Raw genomic sequence first — 18,657 nt, 5'->3', positions numbered from 1 at the left:
ATCCCTATTGCGAGCGTTTGAGTGCAAACCCATGCATGCGTTTGGCCCATTGAAAGCCAACCATGAACCCCTTGAACCTGGGCAACAGATAAAGCGAGGCCGCAACCGTGCCAACCGTGAAGATCGACGCCAGCATCATAGGGTCCTGCACAAAATTCACATAGACGATATGCAGCATGGGGGCCATCACGTGCCCGACGACGATGATCGTCAAATAGGCTGGGCCGTCATCGGCGCGCTGGTGCATCAGCTCTTCGCCGCACACGGTGCAACTGTCATGGACCTTCAGATAGCCCTGAAACATCTTGCCGGTCCCGCAACTGGGACAGCGCTTGCGCCAGCCTTTCCAGATCGCGGGCTTCAGCTCGCGTTCCTGGCCGTCATCTTGCAGGTCGTTTTCGGTAAATGCCATGGCATCACTCATCTGTCGTGTCCTTCGTCGCGTATCAAGCCATCCTAAGGAAAGCGAGGCCGAAAATCATGTCACCTTTTGCCATTGCGTCGGGATGTCGCGTTTTTTTCGCGCGTCCAGCGACGGAATGCCGGGTCTGACCCGTTCAAGATACAGAACGTCGGGCAATACGTGGCGCGGCGCAAACAGGCAAGACAGAAGGATGACGTTATGACACTTAGCAAAAAAACCACGACCACCGCGATTGCACTGGCCCTTGGGGCGGCGCTGACGCTGACGGCGACCTCTGCGGTCGCGTTCGGCGGAAAAGATCGCGGCATGCAGGGTCCGAAAGGTGGGTTCATGCAGATGGAGTTTGCGGATCTGGACATGGACAAAAGCGGCCTGATCACGGCCGAAGACCTGCAAGCCCATTTCAGCGCAGAATTTGCGGCTGTCGATACGGATGGAAACGGCGAGCTGTCCCTTGAAGAGATGCAAGCCCATCGCGACGCCAAGATGGCCGCCCGTCAGGGTGCAGGCCAGCAAGGCAGTGGCCAGCAAGGTGGCGGGAAGACCGCAAAGGGGCCTGATGGCAAAGGGTCTATGACGCAAAGGCAAAAGGGTTGGATGATGGAGCGCATGATTTCCAAGCGCGACACCAATGGCAATGGCAGCCTAAGCCTTGAGGAAATGACCCCTGACACCGCCCGGATGGATCGCATGATTGACCGGTTCGACACCGATGATGACAACGCGATCTCGCAAGCTGAGTTTGACGAGGCGCAGAAGGAAGCGTTCCTGCGCAGCCGCAAAGGCGGGCATGGCAAAGGCGGGCACGGTAAGGGCGGCCAAGGCAAGCGCAACGGCGGCTAAAACAGATTGGCTCCCGCGGGTGGCGCGGGGGCCGCTTCGCCGGTTGTCAGGCAACCGGGGACCGGCTAGGCAGATTGGATGGAAATGGCCTTGGACGCGTATGCAGGGGCCTCGGACGACACGCTTCTTGTGCTTTACGGGAACGGGGATCCGATGGCCGCAGAGCTTCTGACCCGCCGGCTTGTGCCGCGGGTATTGGGCTATGCCACGCGCCTATTGGGCGGCGACCGGGCCGAAGCCGAAGATGTCGCGCAAGAAGCGATGCTGCGCCTTTGGAAGATCGCGCCCGACTGGCGCACCGGCGAGGCGAAAGTGTCGACATGGCTGTTTCGGGTGGTGTCGAACCTGTGCACAGATCGGCTGCGCAAACGACGCACGGTTGACATCGACGCGATCGAAGAACCGCAAGACGACGCACCGGGCGCAGTTGATCGGATGATCCAGTCCGACCGGGCGGCCGCCTTGCAACAGGCGCTGAACGCGCTGCCCGAGCGGCAAAGAATGGCCGTGACGCTTCGGCATATCGAAGGGGCGACAAACCCCGAGATCGCCGAGATCATGGAGATAAGCACCGAGGCCGTCGAAAGCTTGACGGCCCGTGGCAAGAAGGCGCTGGCTGTCGCATTGGCAGGCCGACGCGAGGAGTTGGGATATGGCAAAGACTGACAAAGATATGCTGGACGATCAAATGCTTGACGCATTTTTTGACGCGGCACGATCCGAGGTGACAGAGCCTTCGGCCGGGCTTGTGTCGGCGATCTTGGCGGATGCCGCAGCGCATCAGCCCGGCGCAGCAGGCCGTGGTGTATCGGACGGGCGCGACACCCGCCAGCAACCCAATGTCTGGTCCCGCATCACATCAGCCATCGGTGGCTGGCCCGCGCTGGCCGGGATGGCCACAGCAACGCTTGCGGGCGTCTGGATCGGGTTTGCAGCACCCACGCAACTTGAAACTTTGTCGGGCGGCTTGGTGTTGTCTGGCGAATACGCGGCCAATGAAGAGGTTTACGCCCTGGAGGACATGGCCCCCAGCTATTTCGGAACCGCGTTTTTGATGGAGGATGACGGATGAGTGCCGATCAAACCCACACCCCCAATGTGACCCCGCCGACCAAACCGCGCAAATGGCCGCGGATTTTGCTGGCCGTGTCGCTGACCTTCAACCTGCTGGTGCTGGGGCTTGTGGTTGGTGCCAAACTTGGCGACCATCGTGACCACGGGTTTGACACGCGCGGACCTGACCGGGGCGCGATCCGCGATCTGGGGTTTGGGCCGCTGGCCGGGGCGCTTGACCGCGAGGATCGTCGCAAAATCGGGCGTGCCTTACGCGACCGCTCGGGGTCGTTTGAGGACAACCGAAAGTCGCTGGAACGTGATTTTCAGTCAATGCTCGACATTCTGCGCGCCGACGCCTTTGCCCCGGAGGCGCTGGCAGGTCTGATGGTGGCCCAATCCGACCGATTGCGCGACCGTGGCAGCACCCTGCGCGAACTTGTTGTCGAACGGTTAGGCGCGATGAGCACCGAGGAACGGCGCGCCTTTGCCGACCGGCTTGAACGCTCGGTCCGCCGACACACAAAGTGACGGAACTCTGCGCCATGACTGCCCCAGCTTTGCACGGTTTTTTGCCGGGTAGGGTGGCGCAGGTCAGGCCGCGTTGGGAACGAAGGTGACCAGATTGCGCCCGTCGGATTTTGAGACATAAAGCGCCCGGTCCGCAGCTTGCAAAAGCTCGTGCGCGCTACGCAAATTGCCCCGGCCCTCCGGTGACACAGCGACACCGATCGAAAGGGTGACCGGCACGTCTTGGCGCGACGAAGAGGACGCGACTGGGGTGTCCCCGACGGCACGGCGCAGCCGTTCAGCCATGTGTTGCGCCTGCTTGCGGGAAATGCCGGGCAACGCGATCAGAAACTCTTCTCCGCCATATCGCGCCAGCAGATCATGTTCACGCAAGTTGGATTTCAGGCGCTGCGCCACCTCGATCAGAACCTCGTCGCCAACGGGGTGGCCAAAGCGGTCGTTGATGGATTTGAAGCGATCCAGATCCAGCACCATAAGGGCGAAGGGTTGGCCGCTTGCATGCGCTTCGCGCTCCAGCCGTTCAAGATAGCTTTGCGCATAGCGCCTGTTGTGAAGCCCGGTCAGGGGGTCTTGCGCGGCCAAGGCCAGATTGGTGTCAAAGCTTTTGCGCAATGCATCGCCTTCAAGCTTTCGCGCCAGCAGCTTGCGCAAGCGTTCGGCCAGTTCGCGGGCATCGAATTCCGGGCGCAGGACCGCATTTGCCCCCAAATCCAGCGCCATCGAGCTGGGTGACGGCGTTTCGCCGCAATCCTGAACGATGATGACCGAATGGCGGGTCGTCTGGCGCGACCGGAGTTCGCTGACCAGCCGCAATCCGTCCGAAGTGGTTCCAAGTGTCGACCCAATGACAAAAGCGTCCGGCACAGCAGACAGCGCGCCAAGGTCTTCCAAGGCCTGCGTTTGTGTCATGATGCTGATTTTATTGCGCGTTTCAGCAGACAGATGCATACGCCAGAGGATGCCAGTTTCGGCGTCCGGCGCAATCAGCGCGATTTTCGCCGCGTGATCAAAAGTCAGGGGGGCTTCGGCACAGCCAAATTCGCGCGAGATGTCGCGCCGCCGCAAAACCTCGTCATCCGTGCCGCGTGTGCGGATCAGGCTGCGCACCATCGCCAGCAGTGTTGCATCATCTTGCGGCCGAGAAAACACATCATCCGCGCCGGATTTCAGGATCTCAAGCCGACCATCGCGGTCTTCCTGATCCGAAATCACGATGATCGGAATGCGTTTGAGCACCGGATCGGCTTTCACGCGTCGGCAGGTGTCGATGCAGACATCTGACCGTCCGCGCCCCAACAAGATCAGATCAGGTTGCGTGCGGCGCGCCAATGCGTCCACATCCGCACAGCGATCAGCCTGAATGACCTCATAACACGCGACGGTCAGTTTGACCTTCAGGACGATGCGATTGGTCGCAAGGTCATCCGCGATCAGGATTCTCCCACTCATATCGTCACGTTGCCCTTGTGATTGCATCAGCCCAGTAGTTCTGTTCATTGTGTCGTCAGATTGGTTAAGAAATCCTTTCCAAGTCTTAAGGAGTTTCCGTATGACGCCCGAAATTGCAGAAACCACCGCCCTGAATGTGCTGGGCTGGCTGGTCACCAATGACGAATTGCTGCCCGTTTTCATGGGGGCGACAGGGATTGATCAAGAGGCGCTCCGCCAACAGGCAGGGGCCCCGGACTTCATGGGTTCGGTTCTGGACTTCGTACTGATGGATGATGCTTGGGTGATCCAGGCTTGCGACGCGCTGAAGCTACCTTATGAAACGTTGGGCCGGGCCCGGCAACTGCTTCCCGGTGGTGCGCAAGTTCATTGGACCTGATCCCGGAAAGCGTTCAATCTCAACAAGATAGAAAGAAGTTTTATGTCCATAGACGCCTTACTTTTCGACAAGGACGGAACGCTGTTCCTGTTTGAGGCAACTTGGGAAAGCTGGGCGCGCGCGGTGCTGTTGCGTCTGTCGGATGGTGATCTGAGCCGGGCCGAGGTCTTGGGCCGCGCCATCGGTTTCGACTTGCCGGCGCAACGGTTCGAGCGTGACAGCGTCGTCATCGCCGGCACCCCGTCACAGGTTGTCTCTGCATTGCAGGCCCATATCGACATTGAGGCAAGCGCGCTGGAAAGACTTCTTAACGACGAAGCCGCCGTCGCGCCACAAGTCGAAGCCGTTCCGTTGACGCAATTTCTTGAAAACCTGCGCGGGCGCGGGTTGAAGCTTGGGGTCGCCACCAATGATGCAGAGCGCCCGGCGCGCGCGCATTTGACAGCGGCTGGGGTTGTTGCCCATTTTGACTTCATCGCGGGTTATGACAGCGGCTATGGGTCCAAACCCGCTCCGGGGCCCTGCAATGCCTTTGCCCAAGCTTGCGGGATCGCCCCCGACCGCATCGCCATGGTGGGTGACAGCTTGCATGACCTGCACGCCGGACGGGCCGCTGGCATGAGAACGATTGGCGTATTAACCGGGCTTGCAACGCGAGATGAGCTGTCGCCCCACGCCGACATAGTCTTGGACCATATCGGACATATCTCTCCTTGGCTGGACGACCAGCAAAGCTGAACGGCTGCTCTGAATTATCTTCGGTCTGAGATTTCCTGTTTGTTAACAAACGACTGTTAGCGTCACCTCACCTAACAATATGTGATGATGATGCACGGGCTGATCTTGTGGTCTTTTGAACGGTTTATGTGCCTGACCTATGGGCACGGGCGGTGGCGCGACATAATGCGCGACCTCGACCTGTCGTATGATAGTTTTGTCCCGATGTTCCGCTACGAGGCCAGTATGGCCACCGCTGTCGTCGACGCGACCGCAGCGCAGCTTGAAAAGCCCCGCGATATGGTGTTGGAGGATTTCGGCACGTTTCTGGTGACAGATGATCGCGCCGGCAGGGTGCGGCGCCTGCTGCGCTTTGGCGGCACCAGCTTTGTTGATTTCCTACACTCGCTTGAAGATCTAAGCGGCCGGGCGCAACTGGCTGTTCCCGACCTTGATCTGCCCGTGATCGAACTGGATGAAATCCGAGCAGATGAGTATGTGGTAACCTGCCGGGACGTGCCAAAGGATCTGGGCCATGTGCTGCTGGGCGTGTTGCGCGCCCTTGCCGACGACTATGGTACATTGGCCTTTCTGGAACATCTGGGCCGTGAGGACCAAACCGAAACGTTGTCCGTTCACTTGCTGGCGATGCAGCACGGGGAAGGGCGCGCCTTTCAACTGGCTATGGGGGGCGGCACATGAACGCCGAAACGCCCTTCCGGCTTGCCGCTCACACGCTTGATCAGTTGATGCCGATGCATCTTATCGTCGACGAAACCGCGCGCGTATTGCATGCGGGACCAACCATCACCAAGGTGCTGTCATCCGACCTGGTGGGCCGGGTCGTCTTTTCGCTCTTCGAATTACGTCGGCCACGTTTCGTGAACTCGATGCAGGATGTGCGCGCCTTGGGTGATGCCAAGGTCTATTTGCGCCTGAAAGATGGCTTCGGCACCCCGATGGTGGGAACGGTCGCGGTGCTTCCGGAGGCAAATCATGTTCTGATCAACCTTTCCTTTGGCTACGCCATTGTCGATGCGGTGGCGCGCTATGATCTTGCCGGTTCGGATTTTGCGCCAACAGACCTGACGGTCGAGATGTTGTATCTGGTGGAAGCAAAGACCGCCGCGATGGAAGCAACAAGCCAGTTGGCGCATCGCCTGCACGGGGAAAAGGCCGAAGCGCAAGAGGTCGCCATGACCGACGGGCTGACCGGGGTGTGCAATCGGCGGGCATTGGATGACACATTGGATCGGCAGATTTCGCGGGGTCTTTCCTTTTCGCTGATGCATATCGACCTCGACTTCTTCAAGGCCGTGAACGACACCTATGGCCACGCGGCAGGTGACGCGGTTTTGCGCAAGGTCGCAACCATTCTGTCCGAGGAAACGCGCGATACCGATTCGGTTGCCCGCGTCGGGGGAGATGAATTCGTCATACTTTTTGGTGGTCTGACGGATGCAGACCGTTTGCAGAGTATCGCCCGAAGGATCATTTCAAAACTCGAACAGCCAATCCCCTACAAAACAGACCTGTGCCGCATTTCTGCAAGCATCGGGATCGTGCGCAGCTCACTTTATGACACGATTGACGCGGACCAGCTGGCCGAAGACGCTGATCGGGCACTCTATATGTCAAAAAAACGAGGGCGCGCCTGCTATACGATGTTCACGCCAGATCATCCGTCCGACTGCGACGCAGAAGAGGTGAAACAAGGCACGATGAAACAGGGATTGGGGACAGACAAAGCGGCCATTGACACGACCTTACCGGAGCCCTAGCAGGGGAGCGATCCTATTGATGAACCTTTGGTGCAGGACTGCGCATTGACCTTTCTTTGCCCGACATTGGCCCGCGCTGTCGCTCTGTTGTGTCTGTCGCAACCGCTTGCGGCCGACACAGGCGAGGTCGTTCAGTCCATCATTGGGCGCACGCTTGTCGGGTCCGAGGCGTCGCATTCGATCATCCATGCCGACGGGTCACTCGAGGGGCGCTATAACGGTATCGCGTTTTCGGGAAAATGGTATCTGGACGGCGACCAATACTGTCGCGAGTTCACGCGCGGGATTGCCCTTGCCCAGTCTTGTGTGCAGGTGCGCGCTGACCGCGATGCGGCGGGCCGAATTGTTGGGGTGATCTTCGTGGGCGATGGCTACCGAACGCAATTCCACTTGATGGATTGACCGCAATATTTGCACGCATTTGCAGGTGGTTGCACAGAACCGTCGCACCTACAGGTCTAAGGTGTCGAAACGACAGCCGCGCATTGGCAGTGGCATTGTCTGAGATGTTTTTGGGAAAAGTGGCAGCCCGTAGGGGAATCGAACCCCTCTTTCCAGGTTGAAAACCTGGCGTCCTAACCGATAGACGAACGGGCCACTCTGTCGGTGAGGGGGGTTCTATGAGAAAGGTTCAAAGCGCGCAAGAGGGTTTCGGCGCTTTTTTGAAAAAACTAACGGGCCCGTCAAAATCAGGCTTTGGCAGCGTCTTCAAGCCGCAGTTGCGGGCTGCAGCGACCTTGCCACTGGTTGATTTCAAGTCGCCCTGCCAAGTGGAACCGCGCGCCGCCATGTTGTTCTAGCATTGGCCCCATCGGACCATCGAATGCCCCAAACGCAATGGCGTCAATGCGGGTTCCCAGCCCATCCCCAAAGCTGACTTTGAGATGCGTTTGCCCGACGCGCTTTGCAAAGAGGATCTGTACATCGGGAAAGGCGAACCGCGGGGCGGGGGCCGCGGCACCAAATGGACCGGCTTGCTCCAACGTTTCAATCAAATCGACGGTTGCGGCGGCAGGCATCAGAACCCCGTCAATCACAAGATCTGCCGCTCCCAAATCTCCTGCACCCTGTGCGGCCAGCATTTCGGACAGGCGTGCCATTGCGGGGGACAACTGATCGCGTGACAGGCTGAGCCCGGCCGCCATCTTGTGACCACCTCCTTTGCTGATCAACCCGTCCGCAGCCAGCCGATGGATCGCCGCGCCCAGGTCGATGCCCCTGACGGATCGGCCCGATCCTTTACCGTCATCCCCGTCAAAGCCGATCACGATGGCGGGGCGATTGGTGGCTTCCTTCAAGCGGCTGGCGACGATGCCGACCACGCCGGGATGCCAGCCATCTGCGGCGGCCCAGACCAGCGGGGCGTCCAACCCGCGTTGGGTGGCCTGATCCATCGCGGCGTCCTGGACACGGGCTTCAATTTCGCGCCGTTCTGCGTTGAGTTCATTCAGCTTTTCAGCGATGGAACGAGCTTCGTTCAGATCGGTGGTGGACAACAGCCGCGCGCCAAGATCGGCCTTGCCGATCCGCCCGCCCGCGTTCACCCGTGGCCCCATCAGGTAGCCAAGATGATAGGCGCGTGGGGCCTCGTTCAGGCCCGCCACGTCGGCCAGCGCAACCATGCCGGGGCGGGTGCGCCGAGCCATGATCTTCAATCCCTGCCGCACAAAGGCACGGTTGGCATCGGTCAGCGGGGCCACATCGGCGACGGTGCCAAGGGCGACCAGATCAAGCATTGAAATCAGGTCGGGGCCAGTGCGCCCCGCTTCGCGCAACACGCGCCCCAGTTCGACCAGCAGCAAGAAGACGACACCAGCGGCACACAAGTATCCCGGCGCGTCCAGTTCATCCTGCCGGTTGGGGTTCACCACGGCGTTGGCGTCGGGAAGCGTTTCGCCACCAAGGTGGTGATCCAGCACGACAACATCGGCGCCTTTCGCGCGCGCCGCAGCAATCGGCTCGAAGCTCAGCGTGCCACAATCAACGCAGATGATCAGGCTGTGATCGGCCGCCAGTGCCTCCATCGCCGGGGTGTTGGGGCCATAACCTTCGTCGATCCTGTCAGGGATATACAGCGTAACATCGCGCTGGAACTGTCGAAACCAGTCGATCAGCAGCGCCGCCGAGGTCGCGCCGTCAACGTCATAGTCGGCAAAGATGGCGACCGCTTCTTTCTGGTCAAGCGCTTGCAGAACGCGGGTGGCCGCGGCTTGCATGTCCTTCATCTTGCGTGGATCGGGCAGCAGGTCGCGCATGGTTGGGTCAAGATATCCCGGGGCTTCTTCGGCGGGCACACCGCGCCGGGCCAGCACTTTGCAAAGGGGTGCGGGCAGTCCGGTTTTCTGCTCCAACGCTTCGGATTGGCGGTCGATTTCAGACGAGGGGCCAACCCAGCGCCGCCCGGTGACCGAGCTGTCGACACCCAGAAAACTGCTCACCCCATCACCTCATCCGTTGTGCACACACAGGCGAATTCGCCGTTCAGGTGATCAAGGGCGGCGACGTGGATGTCGTGGGCTGTCGGGGGGCGCGTCGGGGTGGTGACGTTGCGCCAGCCCGCGTCTGCATTTCCTGTGAAGGCCGCGCAGGCGTCATGGGGCAGCGTCACGTCAAATCCAAGGTTTGCGGCCATACGGCTGGTGGTCGAGACGCAATGCGGCGTGGTCAAACCACAGATCACCACCGAGGTGACCGAGGCCGCGCGAAGCCGGGCTTCGAGATCCGTGCCAATGAAAGCCGCGTTTACGTGTTTGGTGAGCACAGGCTCGTTCGGCAGCGGCGTCACTTCGGGTTTGAAGTCAACGGCACCACCATCCGGGTTCAACGGGCTGCCAGGCGTGGTGGACAGGTGCTGAATGTGGAAAACGGGCCAGCTTTTGGCCCGCCAATGGGTAAGCAGCCGGGCGGCATACGCTTCGGCTTCCGGGTTGTTACGAGCGCCCCAGAAGGGATCATCAAACCCCTTCTGGATATCAATCAAGATCAGCGCCCGCGAGTCTGTCATCAGCTGGCCGAGACGGGATTGCGATAGATCATGCGCCGCACCGATCCGGTTTTCGACCGCATCAGAATGGTTTCCGTCGTCAGAAAGCCCGGCTCGCGTTTGATGCCGGACACAATCGAGCCGTCGGTGACGCCGGTGGCGGCAAAGATCACATCGGCGGTGACCATTTCGTCGCGGGTATAGATGCGGTTCAGGTCGGTGATCCCGGCCTTGGCCGCGCGGCCGCGTTCGTCGTCGTTGCGGAAGGTCAACTGACCCCACATCTGCCCGCCCATGCATTTTAGGGCCGAGGCCGCCAGAACGCCTTCGGGTGCACCGCCGCTGCCCATATACATGTCGATGCCGGTTATGTCGGCTTCGGCACAGTGGATGACGCCAGCCACGTCACCATCGGTGATTAGGCGGATCGCCGCGCCGGTTGACCGGATGCCTTCGATCATTTCCTCGTGGCGGGGGCGTTCCAACACGCAAACGGTGATGTCCGACATGTCGCATCCGCGCGCTTTCGCCAGCGCCTTGACGCGGTCTGCGGGCGACATCTCCAGGCTGACAACGTCTTTCGGATAGCCCGGCCCGATGGCCAGCTTCTCCATATAGACGTCCGGGGCGTGCAACAGCGTGCCGCGCGGGGCCATGGCGATGACGGTCAGCGCGTTGGGCATGTCTTTCGCCGTCAGCGTGGTGCCTTCCAGCGGGTCAAGCGCGATGTCCACAGCGGGGCCTTCGCCAGTGCCGACCTCTTCCCCGATATAGAGCATCGGGGCTTCGTCCCGTTCGCCTTCGCCGATCACCACGGTGCCGTGTATTTCCAGCAGGTTCAGCTGATCGCGCATGGCGTTGACGGCGGCCTGATCCGCGGCTTTTTCATCCCCGCGCCCAACAAGGTTTGCGCTGGCCATGGCGGCGGCTTCAGATACACGAGCCAGACCCAGCGAAAGCATTCGGTCCAGAAAAACGACTTTATCGGCCATGAGGGCAATCCTTACTGTAAAAGTTGATCTCGGTTTAGAGCCAGCAGGGGGCAGGGGCAAGGGATTTGCCGGGTTTTTGCCAGACTAAGCTGGGCGTGTGACGGGGCTTCGGATCAGGCCCTGAAACAAAAGCGCGATCATCAGACCGTTCAGAATGTGCCAAATGAAATGCGTGCCAGCAGGCCAGATCGCGCACAGGTGCATGTCCAAAGTGCGCAGCGTAAGCGACACCATGAAGGTCGCGGTGGCCGCCGCGATCCACGGGGCGATTGGGTGTCCGTTGCGGCGGCTCAGTGCGGTGAACGCCAACAGGGCCAAAACGGCCGGCAGGTATTGTTCAGATCCGTTCAGCAACGAGTTTGCGGGGCTGGCGTGGTCATGTGCTTGCGTGGCTGTCGTCGGGGCTGCGTTTAGGGCTGTGGCTGTGGCTGTGGTTGCGGTTTGCGCCGCGCTGGTCTGGCTGCCGCTGCCATCTCCTCCAAAGGCAAACAGCACAGCCGCGACGCCAATCGCAATGGCCAGCCCGAACCCGATGCGACCGGGACGCACGCCGCCGATCCGGTGGATGGCGACCAGCACGAACAGGGCGACGAAGGTCCAGATCGGCACCACGTCGGCAAGGCTGGACCACGCATTGGCGAAGGTGTGAAACAGAAAGCTGCCAACCCCGATCGCGGCGGCCAGCGCAATCAGCACGACGGTCATCACGTCGGTGCGGTCGCGCCGGCGGGCCTCGCGCCAGCCCCAGAGTGCGGCGACGACGAACGACAAGTTGGACAAGGCGTTCAGCGGCTCGGACCAGAAGTCGGCCCCGGTGCGTTCACAGTAGATGTCGACGGCGGCGAACCAGTCCATCGAGGGGTCAGACCTTTTCGATGCGAATGGCCACAGGTTCGCCGTCGACCACCTTGGTTTTGGCCAAACCAGCCAGAGCAGTGTCCAGCGCGTCGCGTGTGCATTTATGGGTCACGATCAGCACGGGCGCCAACTTCTGGTCGTGGCTGATCTGGCGCATCCGGTCGATCGAGATGCCGGCATCGCCCAGAACTGCCGCCACCTTCGCCAGTGCGCCGGGTTTATCGAGCAACACCATGCGCAGATAGAACGGCGCAGGTTTCATCGCCTTCACACCCGTGACCGGGCGCAGGGTGTCTGCAGGTTGTCCAAAGGTCGGGATACGCAAGCCGCGCGCAATGTCCATCACGTCGCCCATGACAGCGCTGGCGGTCGGGCCTTCGCCCGCACCGGGGCCACGCAGCACAACCTGCTCTATGGCGTCGCCTTCGACGACGACCATGTTGGTGCCGCCTTCCAACTGCCCAAGCGGAGAGCTGTCAGGCACGAGGCAGGGTGTCATGCGTTGTTCCAGCCCGCGCCCCGTCATCTGTGCCACACCCAAAAGCTTGATGCGATAGCCCATTTCGGCGGCGTGTTCGATGTCTTCCAACTGGATGCGCTGGATGCCCTCAAGCTCGACCGCGTCGAAATTGACCTGCGTGCCAAAGGCGATGGAGGACAGGATCGCCAGCTTGTGGCCCGCGTCGATGCCGCCCACGTCAAGGTTGGGGTCGGCTTCCAGATAGCCCAACTCGGCGCATTCTTCGAACAAGGCGTTATAGCCGCGTCCGGTGGCCTGCATCTGGGTCAGGATGTAATTGCAAGTGCCGTTCATCACGCCCATGACGCGGGTGATTTCATTACCTGCCAACCCTTCGGTCAAGGCTTTGATGATCGGGATGCCGCCTGCCACGGCGGCCTCAAACCGCAGGCGAACGTCCGCAGCTTCGGCAGCCAGCGCCAGTTCCTGCCCGTGATGGGCCAAAAGCGCCTTGTTGGCGGTGACGATGTCTTTGCCTGCTGCTATCGCCGCTTCACAAGCGTCTTTGGCGGGGCCTTCGTGACCACCCATCAATTCGACGAATACGTCCACATCATCGCGTTTTGCCAGCGCGACGGGGTCGTCTTCCCACGCGTAGTCTGACAGATCGACACCACGATCCTTGTCGCGCGATCGGGCCGAAACGGCGGTGACCACCACGGCGCGTCCCGCGCGATCTTCAAGCAGGGCGGCTTGACGGCGAATGATCTTGATCACGCCGATGCCGACGGTGCCAAGACCTGCAATCCCAAGGCGCAAGGGGGTGCGCAGGGGGCTTGTGTCACTCATGTTGCTTCTCCGTCGGCTGTGATCGTCATCAGGCGACGTGTAGCCAATGGCTGCGAAGGGTGCAATCCGCGCGGGCGACGAATGGGGAAATATTCCGCCGTGTTGGGCAGCGTCTAGCGTTGCGCCAGCGCATCGTCCATCTGGGCCTCGGTCGCGGGGTCAATCACATCTGTGCCGCGCAAAGCGTCCGCGCGCGCGCGCAAACTGGCCGCTCGTGCTGCCAGATCGGCGGTTCCGTAATCGCCCTGATCTGGCGGGATTTGCGCCAACAGATCACCGATGGGTTGGATGGTCGGAAAAGGGGCCAATGCCGCGTCGCCCGCCGCGAAATCCGGGCCGGGCGCGCAGCCGACAAGCGCCAGCAGCGCCGCGACAACACAGGGCAGAAGGGGGCGGGTCATTGCGTGTGATCTCCGTTTCGGCCCATCGGGCTGGATCGACTTTAGCCGTGGGCGAAGGGGGCCGCAAGCCGCCACCCGGACGCCGCAAAGGGGGTGCAATCCGGGCTATGATTTGAACGACCGTTCAGTTATCAAGGCTCAATGGCACGTAAAACCGGATCTCACAGCGAAATCACAGGGCCGCGCGTTCGCGCTGCGGCGCTCAAGCTTTTTGCGCGTCACGGCTTTGCCGCCGTGTCCATGCGCCAGATCGCGGCCGAGGTGGGCGTGCAGGCAGGGGCGCTGTATCTCTACACCAAGGACAAGCAAAGCCTGCTTTTCGATCTAATGCAGGCGCATATGGATGAACTTTTGTCCGCATGGGCCGCGCAGCCTAAGGCCGATGACGCAGTGTCCCGGCTGGAGGCTTTTGCGCGGTTTCACATCCAGTTCCATCTGGAACGCCCCGATGCCGTATTCATCGCCTATATGGAGCTGCGCAACCTGTCGGACGAAAATTTCGCAGCGATCGAGGCGTTGCGCCGCCGCTACGAGGGCGAGCTGGAAGCGATACTGCAAGCCGGGCAGGCCGAAGGGGTCTTGTCCGCGCCCGATATCCGCCTGACCACCATGGCGCTCATTGCCATGCTGACGGGGGTGAACACCTGGTATCGTGACGGTGGACGGCTGTCGCGCGACGCTGTGGCCGATATTTATTGGGACATGGTGCGCGGCGCGGTTGGCGCTTAATCAGGCACCTGACCCACTGGACTCTGACAGCCTTCGCGCCGATATATAGAACATGTCGCTTCCACCCGGTTTCCTAGATGAATTGCGCAATCGTCTGAGCCTGTCACAGGTCGTCGGGCGCAAGGTCATATGGGACAAGCGAAAATCCAATCAGGCCAAGGGCGATATGTGGGCACCTTGCCCGTTCCATCAGGAAGCAACGCCGTCCTTTCACGTGGATGATCGTAAAGGCTATTACTATTGTTTTGGCTGCCACCAAAAGGGCGACGCGATTTCCTTTGTGCGTGAAACCGAGAATGTCGGCTTCATGGAAGCGGTCGAAATTCTGGCAGGTGAGGCCGGGATGCAAATGCCCGCCCGCGACCCGAAAGCACAGGAAAAGGCAGACCATCGCACCCAATTGGTCGAGGTGATGGAGATGGCCGTGAACCATTTCCGCCTGATGCTGAAAACCGGCGCTGGCACGGCCGCACGCGAGTATTTGACCCGCCGCGGCTTGAATGAGGCCGCTCTGGAACGGTGGGAAATCGGCTTTGCGCCGGACGCGTGGCAGGGGCTTTGGGACCACCTGAAAGGTAAGGGTGTCGCGGATGACCTGATCCTTGGGGCCGGGCTGGCCAAACCCAGTTCGAAGGGCGGCAAACCCTATGACACGTTCCGGGGGCGCATCCTGTTTCCGATCCGCGATGCCCGTGGCCGCGCAATCGCGTTCGGGGGTCGTGCGATGGACCCCGAGGAAAGCGCGAAATACCTGAACTCTCCGCAAACTGATCTGTTTGATAAGGGCCGCAGCCTGTTCAACCACGGACCCGCCCGAGAGGCGGCAGGCAAAGGCCAGCCTCTGATCGTGGCCGAAGGCTATATGGACGTGATCGCCCTGTCCGAGGCCGGGTTCGAGGCAACCGTCGCGCCCCTTGGCACCGCGATCACCGAAGACCAGTTGCGGCTTTTGTGGCGCATCGCGCCCGAACCGATCATCGCGCTGGATGGGGACAATGCCGGTTTGCAAGCCGCCATGCGGGTGATCGACAACGCGCTGCCCCTGCTGGAAGCCGGGCAGAGTCTGCGCTTTGCTATTATGCCCGAAGGCAAAGACCCTGACGATTTGCTGAAGGAAAGCGGGCCGGCGGCGATGCAAACCCTGATCGACGCGGCAATCCCCATGGTTGATCTGCTGTGGCGGCGTGAAACCGAAGGCAAGAACTTTGACAGCCCCGAACGCAAGGCCGCGCTGGACAAGGATCTGCGCACGGCAATTGCGCGTATTCAAGACCCCTCGATCCGGTCGCATTATGGTCAGGCGATCAAAGACAAACGGTGGGAGTTGTTCCGGGCGCGGCCCAAAGGGCAGGGCGCAGCGCGTGGTTCATGGACACCCGGCAAAGGGCGCGGCTGGTCGCAAACACCGCCGGTGCTGCAATCCACCAAAAGCTCGTTGCTGGCGATGGCGGATGATCAAGCGCAAGAGGTGCTGCGCGAGGCGGTTATTCTGGCCGTGCTGATCCGCCGACCCGACAAGCTTGAACTGGTGGAAAGCCGGATGGAGCGGTTGGATATGATCGGCCCGGGCCACGGCGCATTGCAGCGCATCTTGCTTCGTCACGCCCATGAAGGGGCAGAGGTGCTCGAACGCACGATCACCGAACGAATGGGGGCGTCTGCCCTTGAAAAACTATACGCGCTCAACCATGTGCGGATCACCCCCGCGCTGCGTCATCCCGATGATGACGAGACGGTTGGGGCTTGTCTTATTCAGGAGTTGACGAAGCTCGAGGCGCTACGCGGCTTGCAACGCGAGGTGGCCGATGCGGCCCAAGATATGGACACGCTGCCGGACGAGGGCGTCACATGGCGCCTGGGGCAGGCGGCCGAGGCGCAACGCAACGCGCAGCGCAGCCAGACCGAGGACAAAGCCACCTATGAGGTTGCCGATAACGGGTCTCTTTTGAACCGCGATGAACGTGATGCGCTGGACAAGTTGTTGGCGCAAATCGACCCCACAAAGGGGAAAAGGAAATAACAACTCCGCTAGGGGGTCTGGCCTTTTGCTAAAGACCCGGCAAAGAATACGCGATACATGGGTTGGCGAATCACCGATTCGGAGTGATGATTCGGCCAACCCGAATCACCGACGTGGTGGGACATCAAAAGGGCGACGCCCGATGGCCCATATCCGCCAAGCCAAGTGCAAGGAGGGCCCATGGCCGCCAAGGACACCGCCAACGACCGCAAGGACGACCAGGACGACGACGCCATTGGTGACGTAAGCCAAACAGCGGTCAAAAAGATGATCGCCGAGGCGCGCGAAAAGGGCTACATCACCTACGATCAGCTCAACCAGGTGTTGCCGCCCGATCAGGTCAGTTCTGAACAAATCGAAGACGTGATGTCGATGTTGTCCGAGATGGGCATCAACATCATCGAAGATGAAGAGGCGGAAGAGGAAGAGAAGGGCTCGACCGATCTGGTGACACAGGCAGGCGCGCGCGAAGTCACCGTCGCCACCGCTGAAACCGAAAAACTGGACCGCACCGACGACCCCGTCCGCATGTATCTGCGCGAAATGGGCTCGGTCGAACTGTTGAGCCGCGAGGGCGAGATCGCGATTGCCAAACGGATCGAAGCCGGTCGCAACACGATGATTGCAGGGCTGTGCGAAAGCCCTCTGACCTTCCAGGCCATCACGATCTGGCGCGACGAACTTCTGAGCGAAGACATTCTTTTGCGCGACGTCATCGACCTTGATGCGACTTTCGGCAACACGCTGGAAGAGGACGAGGAAGAAGAAAACGTCGTTGGCGGGACCACCACGGAAACCCCAGCTTCGGGCGAGACCAAGAAGGATCAGCCTGAACTCGATGCAGACGGTAACCCGATTGTCACTGATGACGATGATGATGACGAAGATGAAGCCGCGAACATGTCGCTTGCCGCGATGGAGGCCGCGCTGAAGCCGCGTGTGCTTGAAACGTTGGAGTTGATCGCGCGCGACTATAACAAACTGTCGGAAATGCAGGATTTGCGGATGTCCGCGACCCTAAACGAGGATGACAGTTTCTCGAAAAAAGAAGAGGGCGCATATCAGAAGCTGCGGTCAGAAATTGTCGAGCTGGTGAACGAGCTTCACCTGCACAACAACCGGATCGAAGCGCTGGTCGACCAGCTTTACGGCATCAACCGCCGCATCATGTCGATTGACTCGGCGATGGTGAAACTGGCCGATCAGGCCCGTATCAACCGCCGTGAATTCGTAGACGCCTATCGCGGTCGCGAACTTGACCCGACCTGGCTTGAGGAAATGACCGAAAACTCTGGCCGTGCGTGGCAAAGCTTTATTGAACGGTCCACCGATAAGGTCGAACAGTTGCGCGGTGACATGGCGCAGGTTGGCCAATATGTCGGCGTCGACATCCCGGAATTTCGCCGCATCGTTCAGCAGGTTCAGAAGGGCGAAAAAGAGGCGCGTCAGGCCAAGAAGGAAATGGTCGAAGCCAACCTTCGGCTGGTCATCTCGATTGCCAAGAAATACACCAACCGCGGCCTGCAATTCCTTGATCTTATTCAGGAAGGTAACATCGGCCTGATGAAAGCGGTCGACAAGTTCGAATACCGCCGCGGCTATAAGTTCTCGACTTATGCGACGTGGTGGATCCGTCAGGCGATCACCCGTTCGATCGCGGATCAGGCCCGCACGATCCGTATTCCGGTGCACATGATCGAAACGATCAACAAGCTGGTCCGGACCGGTCGCCAGATGCTGCACGAGATCGGTCGCGAACCGACGCCGGAAGAGCTGGCCGAGAAGCTGCAAATGCCGCTTGAGAAGGTCCGCAAGGTGATGAAGATCGCCAAGGAACCGATCAGTCTTGAAACACCGATTGGCGATGAGGAAGACAGCCAGCTTGGTGATTTCATCGAGGATAAGAACGCCGTGCTGCCTTTGGACAGCGCCATTCAGGAAAACCTGAAGGAAACGACGACGCGGGTTCTGGCCTCGCTCACCCCGCGTGAAGAACGTGTGCTGCGGATGCGGTTTGGCATCGGTATGAACACCGACCACACGCTGGAAGAGGTGGGCCAACAGTTCTCGGTCACCCGCGAACGGATCCGGCAGATCGAAGCAAAGGCGCTTCGCAAGCTCAAGCACCCCAGCCGGTCACGCAAATTGCGCAGCTTCCTGGACCAGTAACGCCGCGCGGAAAGGCCCC

The 18,657-nt window shown here is 60.4% G+C and carries 20 protein-coding genes and 1 tRNA gene; 12 read left to right on the top strand and 9 right to left on the bottom strand.

The annotated features are described in order from the left end of the window. Positions 1-4: 4 nt before the first annotated feature. Positions 5-424, bottom strand: a complete 420-nt coding sequence (locus ACXYMP_RS07700; RefSeq protein WP_298565985.1) for a DUF983 domain-containing protein — start codon at positions 422-424, stop codon at positions 5-7. Positions 425-622: 198 nt separating this feature from the next. On the opposite strand from ACXYMP_RS07700, the gene ACXYMP_RS07695 reads away from it, so the two are divergent. The 4 genes from ACXYMP_RS07695 to ACXYMP_RS07680 all read left to right on the top strand — a co-directional run bounded on the left by ACXYMP_RS07695 (position 623) and on the right by ACXYMP_RS07680 (position 2,851). Continuing rightward, positions 623-1,267, top strand: coding sequence for an EF-hand domain-containing protein (locus tag ACXYMP_RS07695; RefSeq protein ID WP_458905473.1), 645 nt, complete (start codon positions 623-625; stop codon positions 1,265-1,267). Positions 1,268-1,345: 78 nt separating this feature from the next. Next, on the top strand, positions 1,346-1,933 hold the full coding sequence (locus ACXYMP_RS07690; RefSeq protein WP_298565988.1) for an RNA polymerase sigma factor: 588 nt from the start codon (positions 1,346-1,348) through the stop codon (positions 1,931-1,933). Continuing rightward, entirely contained in the window at positions 1,920-2,339 is a 420-nt protein-coding gene (locus ACXYMP_RS07685; RefSeq protein ID WP_458905470.1) for a hypothetical protein, read from the top strand. The genes ACXYMP_RS07690 and ACXYMP_RS07685 overlap by 14 nt, the downstream gene beginning before the upstream one ends. After that, positions 2,336-2,851 (top strand): periplasmic heavy metal sensor, encoded by a 516-nt coding sequence (locus ACXYMP_RS07680; protein WP_458905468.1) that lies wholly within the window; start codon positions 2,336-2,338, stop codon positions 2,849-2,851. Before ACXYMP_RS07685 ends, ACXYMP_RS07680 begins: the two co-directional genes overlap by 4 nt. Before the next feature lie 63 nt (positions 2,852-2,914). Here ACXYMP_RS07680 and ACXYMP_RS07675 read toward each other — a convergent pair whose 3' ends face one another. Further along, entirely contained in the window at positions 2,915-4,300 is a 1,386-nt protein-coding gene (locus ACXYMP_RS07675; protein ID WP_458905466.1) for a diguanylate cyclase domain-containing protein, read from the bottom strand. Between the two features lie 100 nt (positions 4,301-4,400). Between ACXYMP_RS07675 and ACXYMP_RS07670 the strand changes: the two genes are divergently transcribed. The 5 genes from ACXYMP_RS07670 to ACXYMP_RS07650 all read left to right on the top strand — a co-directional run bounded on the left by ACXYMP_RS07670 (position 4,401) and on the right by ACXYMP_RS07650 (position 7,579). Next, the gene (locus ACXYMP_RS07670) at positions 4,401-4,679 is read left to right on the top strand and encodes a DUF3572 domain-containing protein (protein WP_458905464.1); all 279 of its coding nucleotides are present in this window, start codon (positions 4,401-4,403) and stop codon (positions 4,677-4,679) included. A gap of 42 nt (positions 4,680-4,721) precedes the next feature. Beyond that, entirely contained in the window at positions 4,722-5,417 is a 696-nt protein-coding gene (locus tag ACXYMP_RS07665; RefSeq protein ID WP_458905462.1) for an HAD family hydrolase, read from the top strand. An 84-nt stretch (positions 5,418-5,501) separates the two neighbouring features. Further along, positions 5,502-6,098 carry a heme NO-binding domain-containing protein gene (locus ACXYMP_RS07660; RefSeq protein ID WP_458905460.1) on the top strand — a complete coding sequence of 199 codons (597 nt, stop codon included), beginning with the start codon at positions 5,502-5,504 and terminating at the stop codon, positions 6,096-6,098. Beyond that, positions 6,095-7,177, top strand: a complete 1,083-nt coding sequence (locus tag ACXYMP_RS07655; RefSeq protein ID WP_298565999.1) for a GGDEF domain-containing protein — start codon at positions 6,095-6,097, stop codon at positions 7,175-7,177. Before ACXYMP_RS07660 ends, ACXYMP_RS07655 begins: the two co-directional genes overlap by 4 nt. 45 nt (positions 7,178-7,222) lie before the next feature. After that, the gene (locus ACXYMP_RS07650) at positions 7,223-7,579 is read left to right on the top strand and encodes a hypothetical protein (RefSeq protein ID WP_298566001.1); all 357 of its coding nucleotides are present in this window, start codon (positions 7,223-7,225) and stop codon (positions 7,577-7,579) included. A 120-nt stretch (positions 7,580-7,699) separates the two neighbouring features. On the opposite strand, the gene ACXYMP_RS07645 is transcribed toward ACXYMP_RS07650, so the two are convergent. From ACXYMP_RS07645 to ACXYMP_RS07615, 7 genes are all read right to left on the bottom strand, one after another. Next, positions 7,700-7,774 (bottom strand) — tRNA-Glu (locus ACXYMP_RS07645). Positions 7,775-7,866: 92 nt separating this feature from the next. Continuing rightward, positions 7,867-9,615 (bottom strand): single-stranded-DNA-specific exonuclease RecJ, encoded by a 1,749-nt coding sequence (gene recJ / locus ACXYMP_RS07640; protein WP_298566003.1) that lies wholly within the window; start codon positions 9,613-9,615, stop codon positions 7,867-7,869. Next, positions 9,612-10,181 carry a cysteine hydrolase family protein gene (locus ACXYMP_RS07635; RefSeq protein ID WP_458905457.1) on the bottom strand — a complete coding sequence of 190 codons (570 nt, stop codon included), beginning with the start codon at positions 10,179-10,181 and terminating at the stop codon, positions 9,612-9,614. Before ACXYMP_RS07635 ends, recJ begins: the two co-directional genes overlap by 4 nt. Then, positions 10,181-11,152: a class II fructose-bisphosphatase gene (gene glpX / locus ACXYMP_RS07630; protein ID WP_298566007.1), complete on the bottom strand. Its 972-nt coding sequence runs from the start codon at positions 11,150-11,152 to the stop codon at positions 10,181-10,183. The genes ACXYMP_RS07635 and glpX overlap by 1 nt, the downstream gene beginning before the upstream one ends. A gap of 84 nt (positions 11,153-11,236) precedes the next feature. Further along, entirely contained in the window at positions 11,237-12,007 is a 771-nt protein-coding gene (locus tag ACXYMP_RS07625) for a ceramidase domain-containing protein (protein ID WP_458905454.1), read from the bottom strand. Positions 12,008-12,014: 7 nt separating this feature from the next. Next, complete coding sequence (locus ACXYMP_RS07620; RefSeq protein WP_298566178.1) at positions 12,015-13,301, bottom strand: homoserine dehydrogenase; 1,287 nt, start codon at positions 13,299-13,301, stop codon at positions 12,015-12,017. A gap of 131 nt (positions 13,302-13,432) precedes the next feature. Beyond that, the gene (locus tag ACXYMP_RS07615) at positions 13,433-13,720 is read right to left on the bottom strand and encodes a hypothetical protein (protein ID WP_298566010.1); all 288 of its coding nucleotides are present in this window, start codon (positions 13,718-13,720) and stop codon (positions 13,433-13,435) included. 141 nt (positions 13,721-13,861) lie between these two features. On the opposite strand from ACXYMP_RS07615, the gene ACXYMP_RS07610 reads away from it, so the two are divergent. The 3 genes from ACXYMP_RS07610 (at position 13,862) to rpoD (ending at position 18,638) form a co-directional block, all read left to right on the top strand. Further along, positions 13,862-14,449, top strand: coding sequence for a TetR/AcrR family transcriptional regulator (locus tag ACXYMP_RS07610; RefSeq protein ID WP_458905452.1), 588 nt, complete (start codon positions 13,862-13,864; stop codon positions 14,447-14,449). Between the two features lie 52 nt (positions 14,450-14,501). Then, complete coding sequence (gene dnaG / locus ACXYMP_RS07605; RefSeq protein ID WP_458905450.1) at positions 14,502-16,469, top strand: DNA primase; 1,968 nt, start codon at positions 14,502-14,504, stop codon at positions 16,467-16,469. 180 nt (positions 16,470-16,649) lie between these two features. After that, the gene (gene rpoD, locus ACXYMP_RS07600) at positions 16,650-18,638 is read left to right on the top strand and encodes an RNA polymerase sigma factor RpoD (RefSeq protein WP_298566015.1); all 1,989 of its coding nucleotides are present in this window, start codon (positions 16,650-16,652) and stop codon (positions 18,636-18,638) included. Positions 18,639-18,657 lie beyond the last annotated feature (19 nt).

The organism is Aliiroseovarius sp. CAU 1755 (assembly GCF_054482655.1).
The sequence above is the reverse complement of the archived record's forward strand: the minus strand, read 5'-3'. Positions and strand labels throughout refer to the sequence as shown.

Excerpts from the sequence above, each read along its gene's own strand:
- ACXYMP_RS07700 (WP_298565985.1), bottom strand. The coding sequence starts at position 424 with ATGAGTGATGCCATGGCATTTACCGAAAACGACCTGCAAGATGACGGC.
- ACXYMP_RS07695 (WP_458905473.1), top strand. The coding sequence starts at position 623 with ATGACACTTAGCAAAAAAACCACGACCACCGCGATTGCACTGGCCCTT.
- ACXYMP_RS07690 (WP_298565988.1), top strand. The coding sequence starts at position 1,346 with ATGGAAATGGCCTTGGACGCGTATGCAGGGGCCTCGGACGACACGCTT.
- ACXYMP_RS07685 (WP_458905470.1), top strand. The coding sequence starts at position 1,920 with ATGGCAAAGACTGACAAAGATATGCTGGACGATCAAATGCTTGACGCA.
- ACXYMP_RS07680 (WP_458905468.1), top strand. The coding sequence starts at position 2,336 with ATGAGTGCCGATCAAACCCACACCCCCAATGTGACCCCGCCGACCAAA.
- ACXYMP_RS07675 (WP_458905466.1), bottom strand. The coding sequence starts at position 4,300 with ATGAGTGGGAGAATCCTGATCGCGGATGACCTTGCGACCAATCGCATC.
- ACXYMP_RS07670 (WP_458905464.1), top strand. The coding sequence starts at position 4,401 with ATGACGCCCGAAATTGCAGAAACCACCGCCCTGAATGTGCTGGGCTGG.
- ACXYMP_RS07665 (WP_458905462.1), top strand. The coding sequence starts at position 4,722 with ATGTCCATAGACGCCTTACTTTTCGACAAGGACGGAACGCTGTTCCTG.
- ACXYMP_RS07660 (WP_458905460.1), top strand. The coding sequence starts at position 5,502 with ATGATGATGCACGGGCTGATCTTGTGGTCTTTTGAACGGTTTATGTGC.
- ACXYMP_RS07655 (WP_298565999.1), top strand. The coding sequence starts at position 6,095 with ATGAACGCCGAAACGCCCTTCCGGCTTGCCGCTCACACGCTTGATCAG.
- ACXYMP_RS07635 (WP_458905457.1), bottom strand. The coding sequence starts at position 10,181 with ATGACAGACTCGCGGGCGCTGATCTTGATTGATATCCAGAAGGGGTTT.
- glpX (WP_298566007.1), bottom strand. The coding sequence starts at position 11,152 with ATGGCCGATAAAGTCGTTTTTCTGGACCGAATGCTTTCGCTGGGTCTG.
- ACXYMP_RS07625 (WP_458905454.1), bottom strand. The coding sequence starts at position 12,007 with ATGGACTGGTTCGCCGCCGTCGACATCTACTGTGAACGCACCGGGGCC.
- ACXYMP_RS07615 (WP_298566010.1), bottom strand. The coding sequence starts at position 13,720 with ATGACCCGCCCCCTTCTGCCCTGTGTTGTCGCGGCGCTGCTGGCGCTT.
- ACXYMP_RS07610 (WP_458905452.1), top strand. The coding sequence starts at position 13,862 with ATGGCACGTAAAACCGGATCTCACAGCGAAATCACAGGGCCGCGCGTT.
- dnaG (WP_458905450.1), top strand. The coding sequence starts at position 14,502 with ATGTCGCTTCCACCCGGTTTCCTAGATGAATTGCGCAATCGTCTGAGC.
- rpoD (WP_298566015.1), top strand. The coding sequence starts at position 16,650 with ATGGCCGCCAAGGACACCGCCAACGACCGCAAGGACGACCAGGACGAC.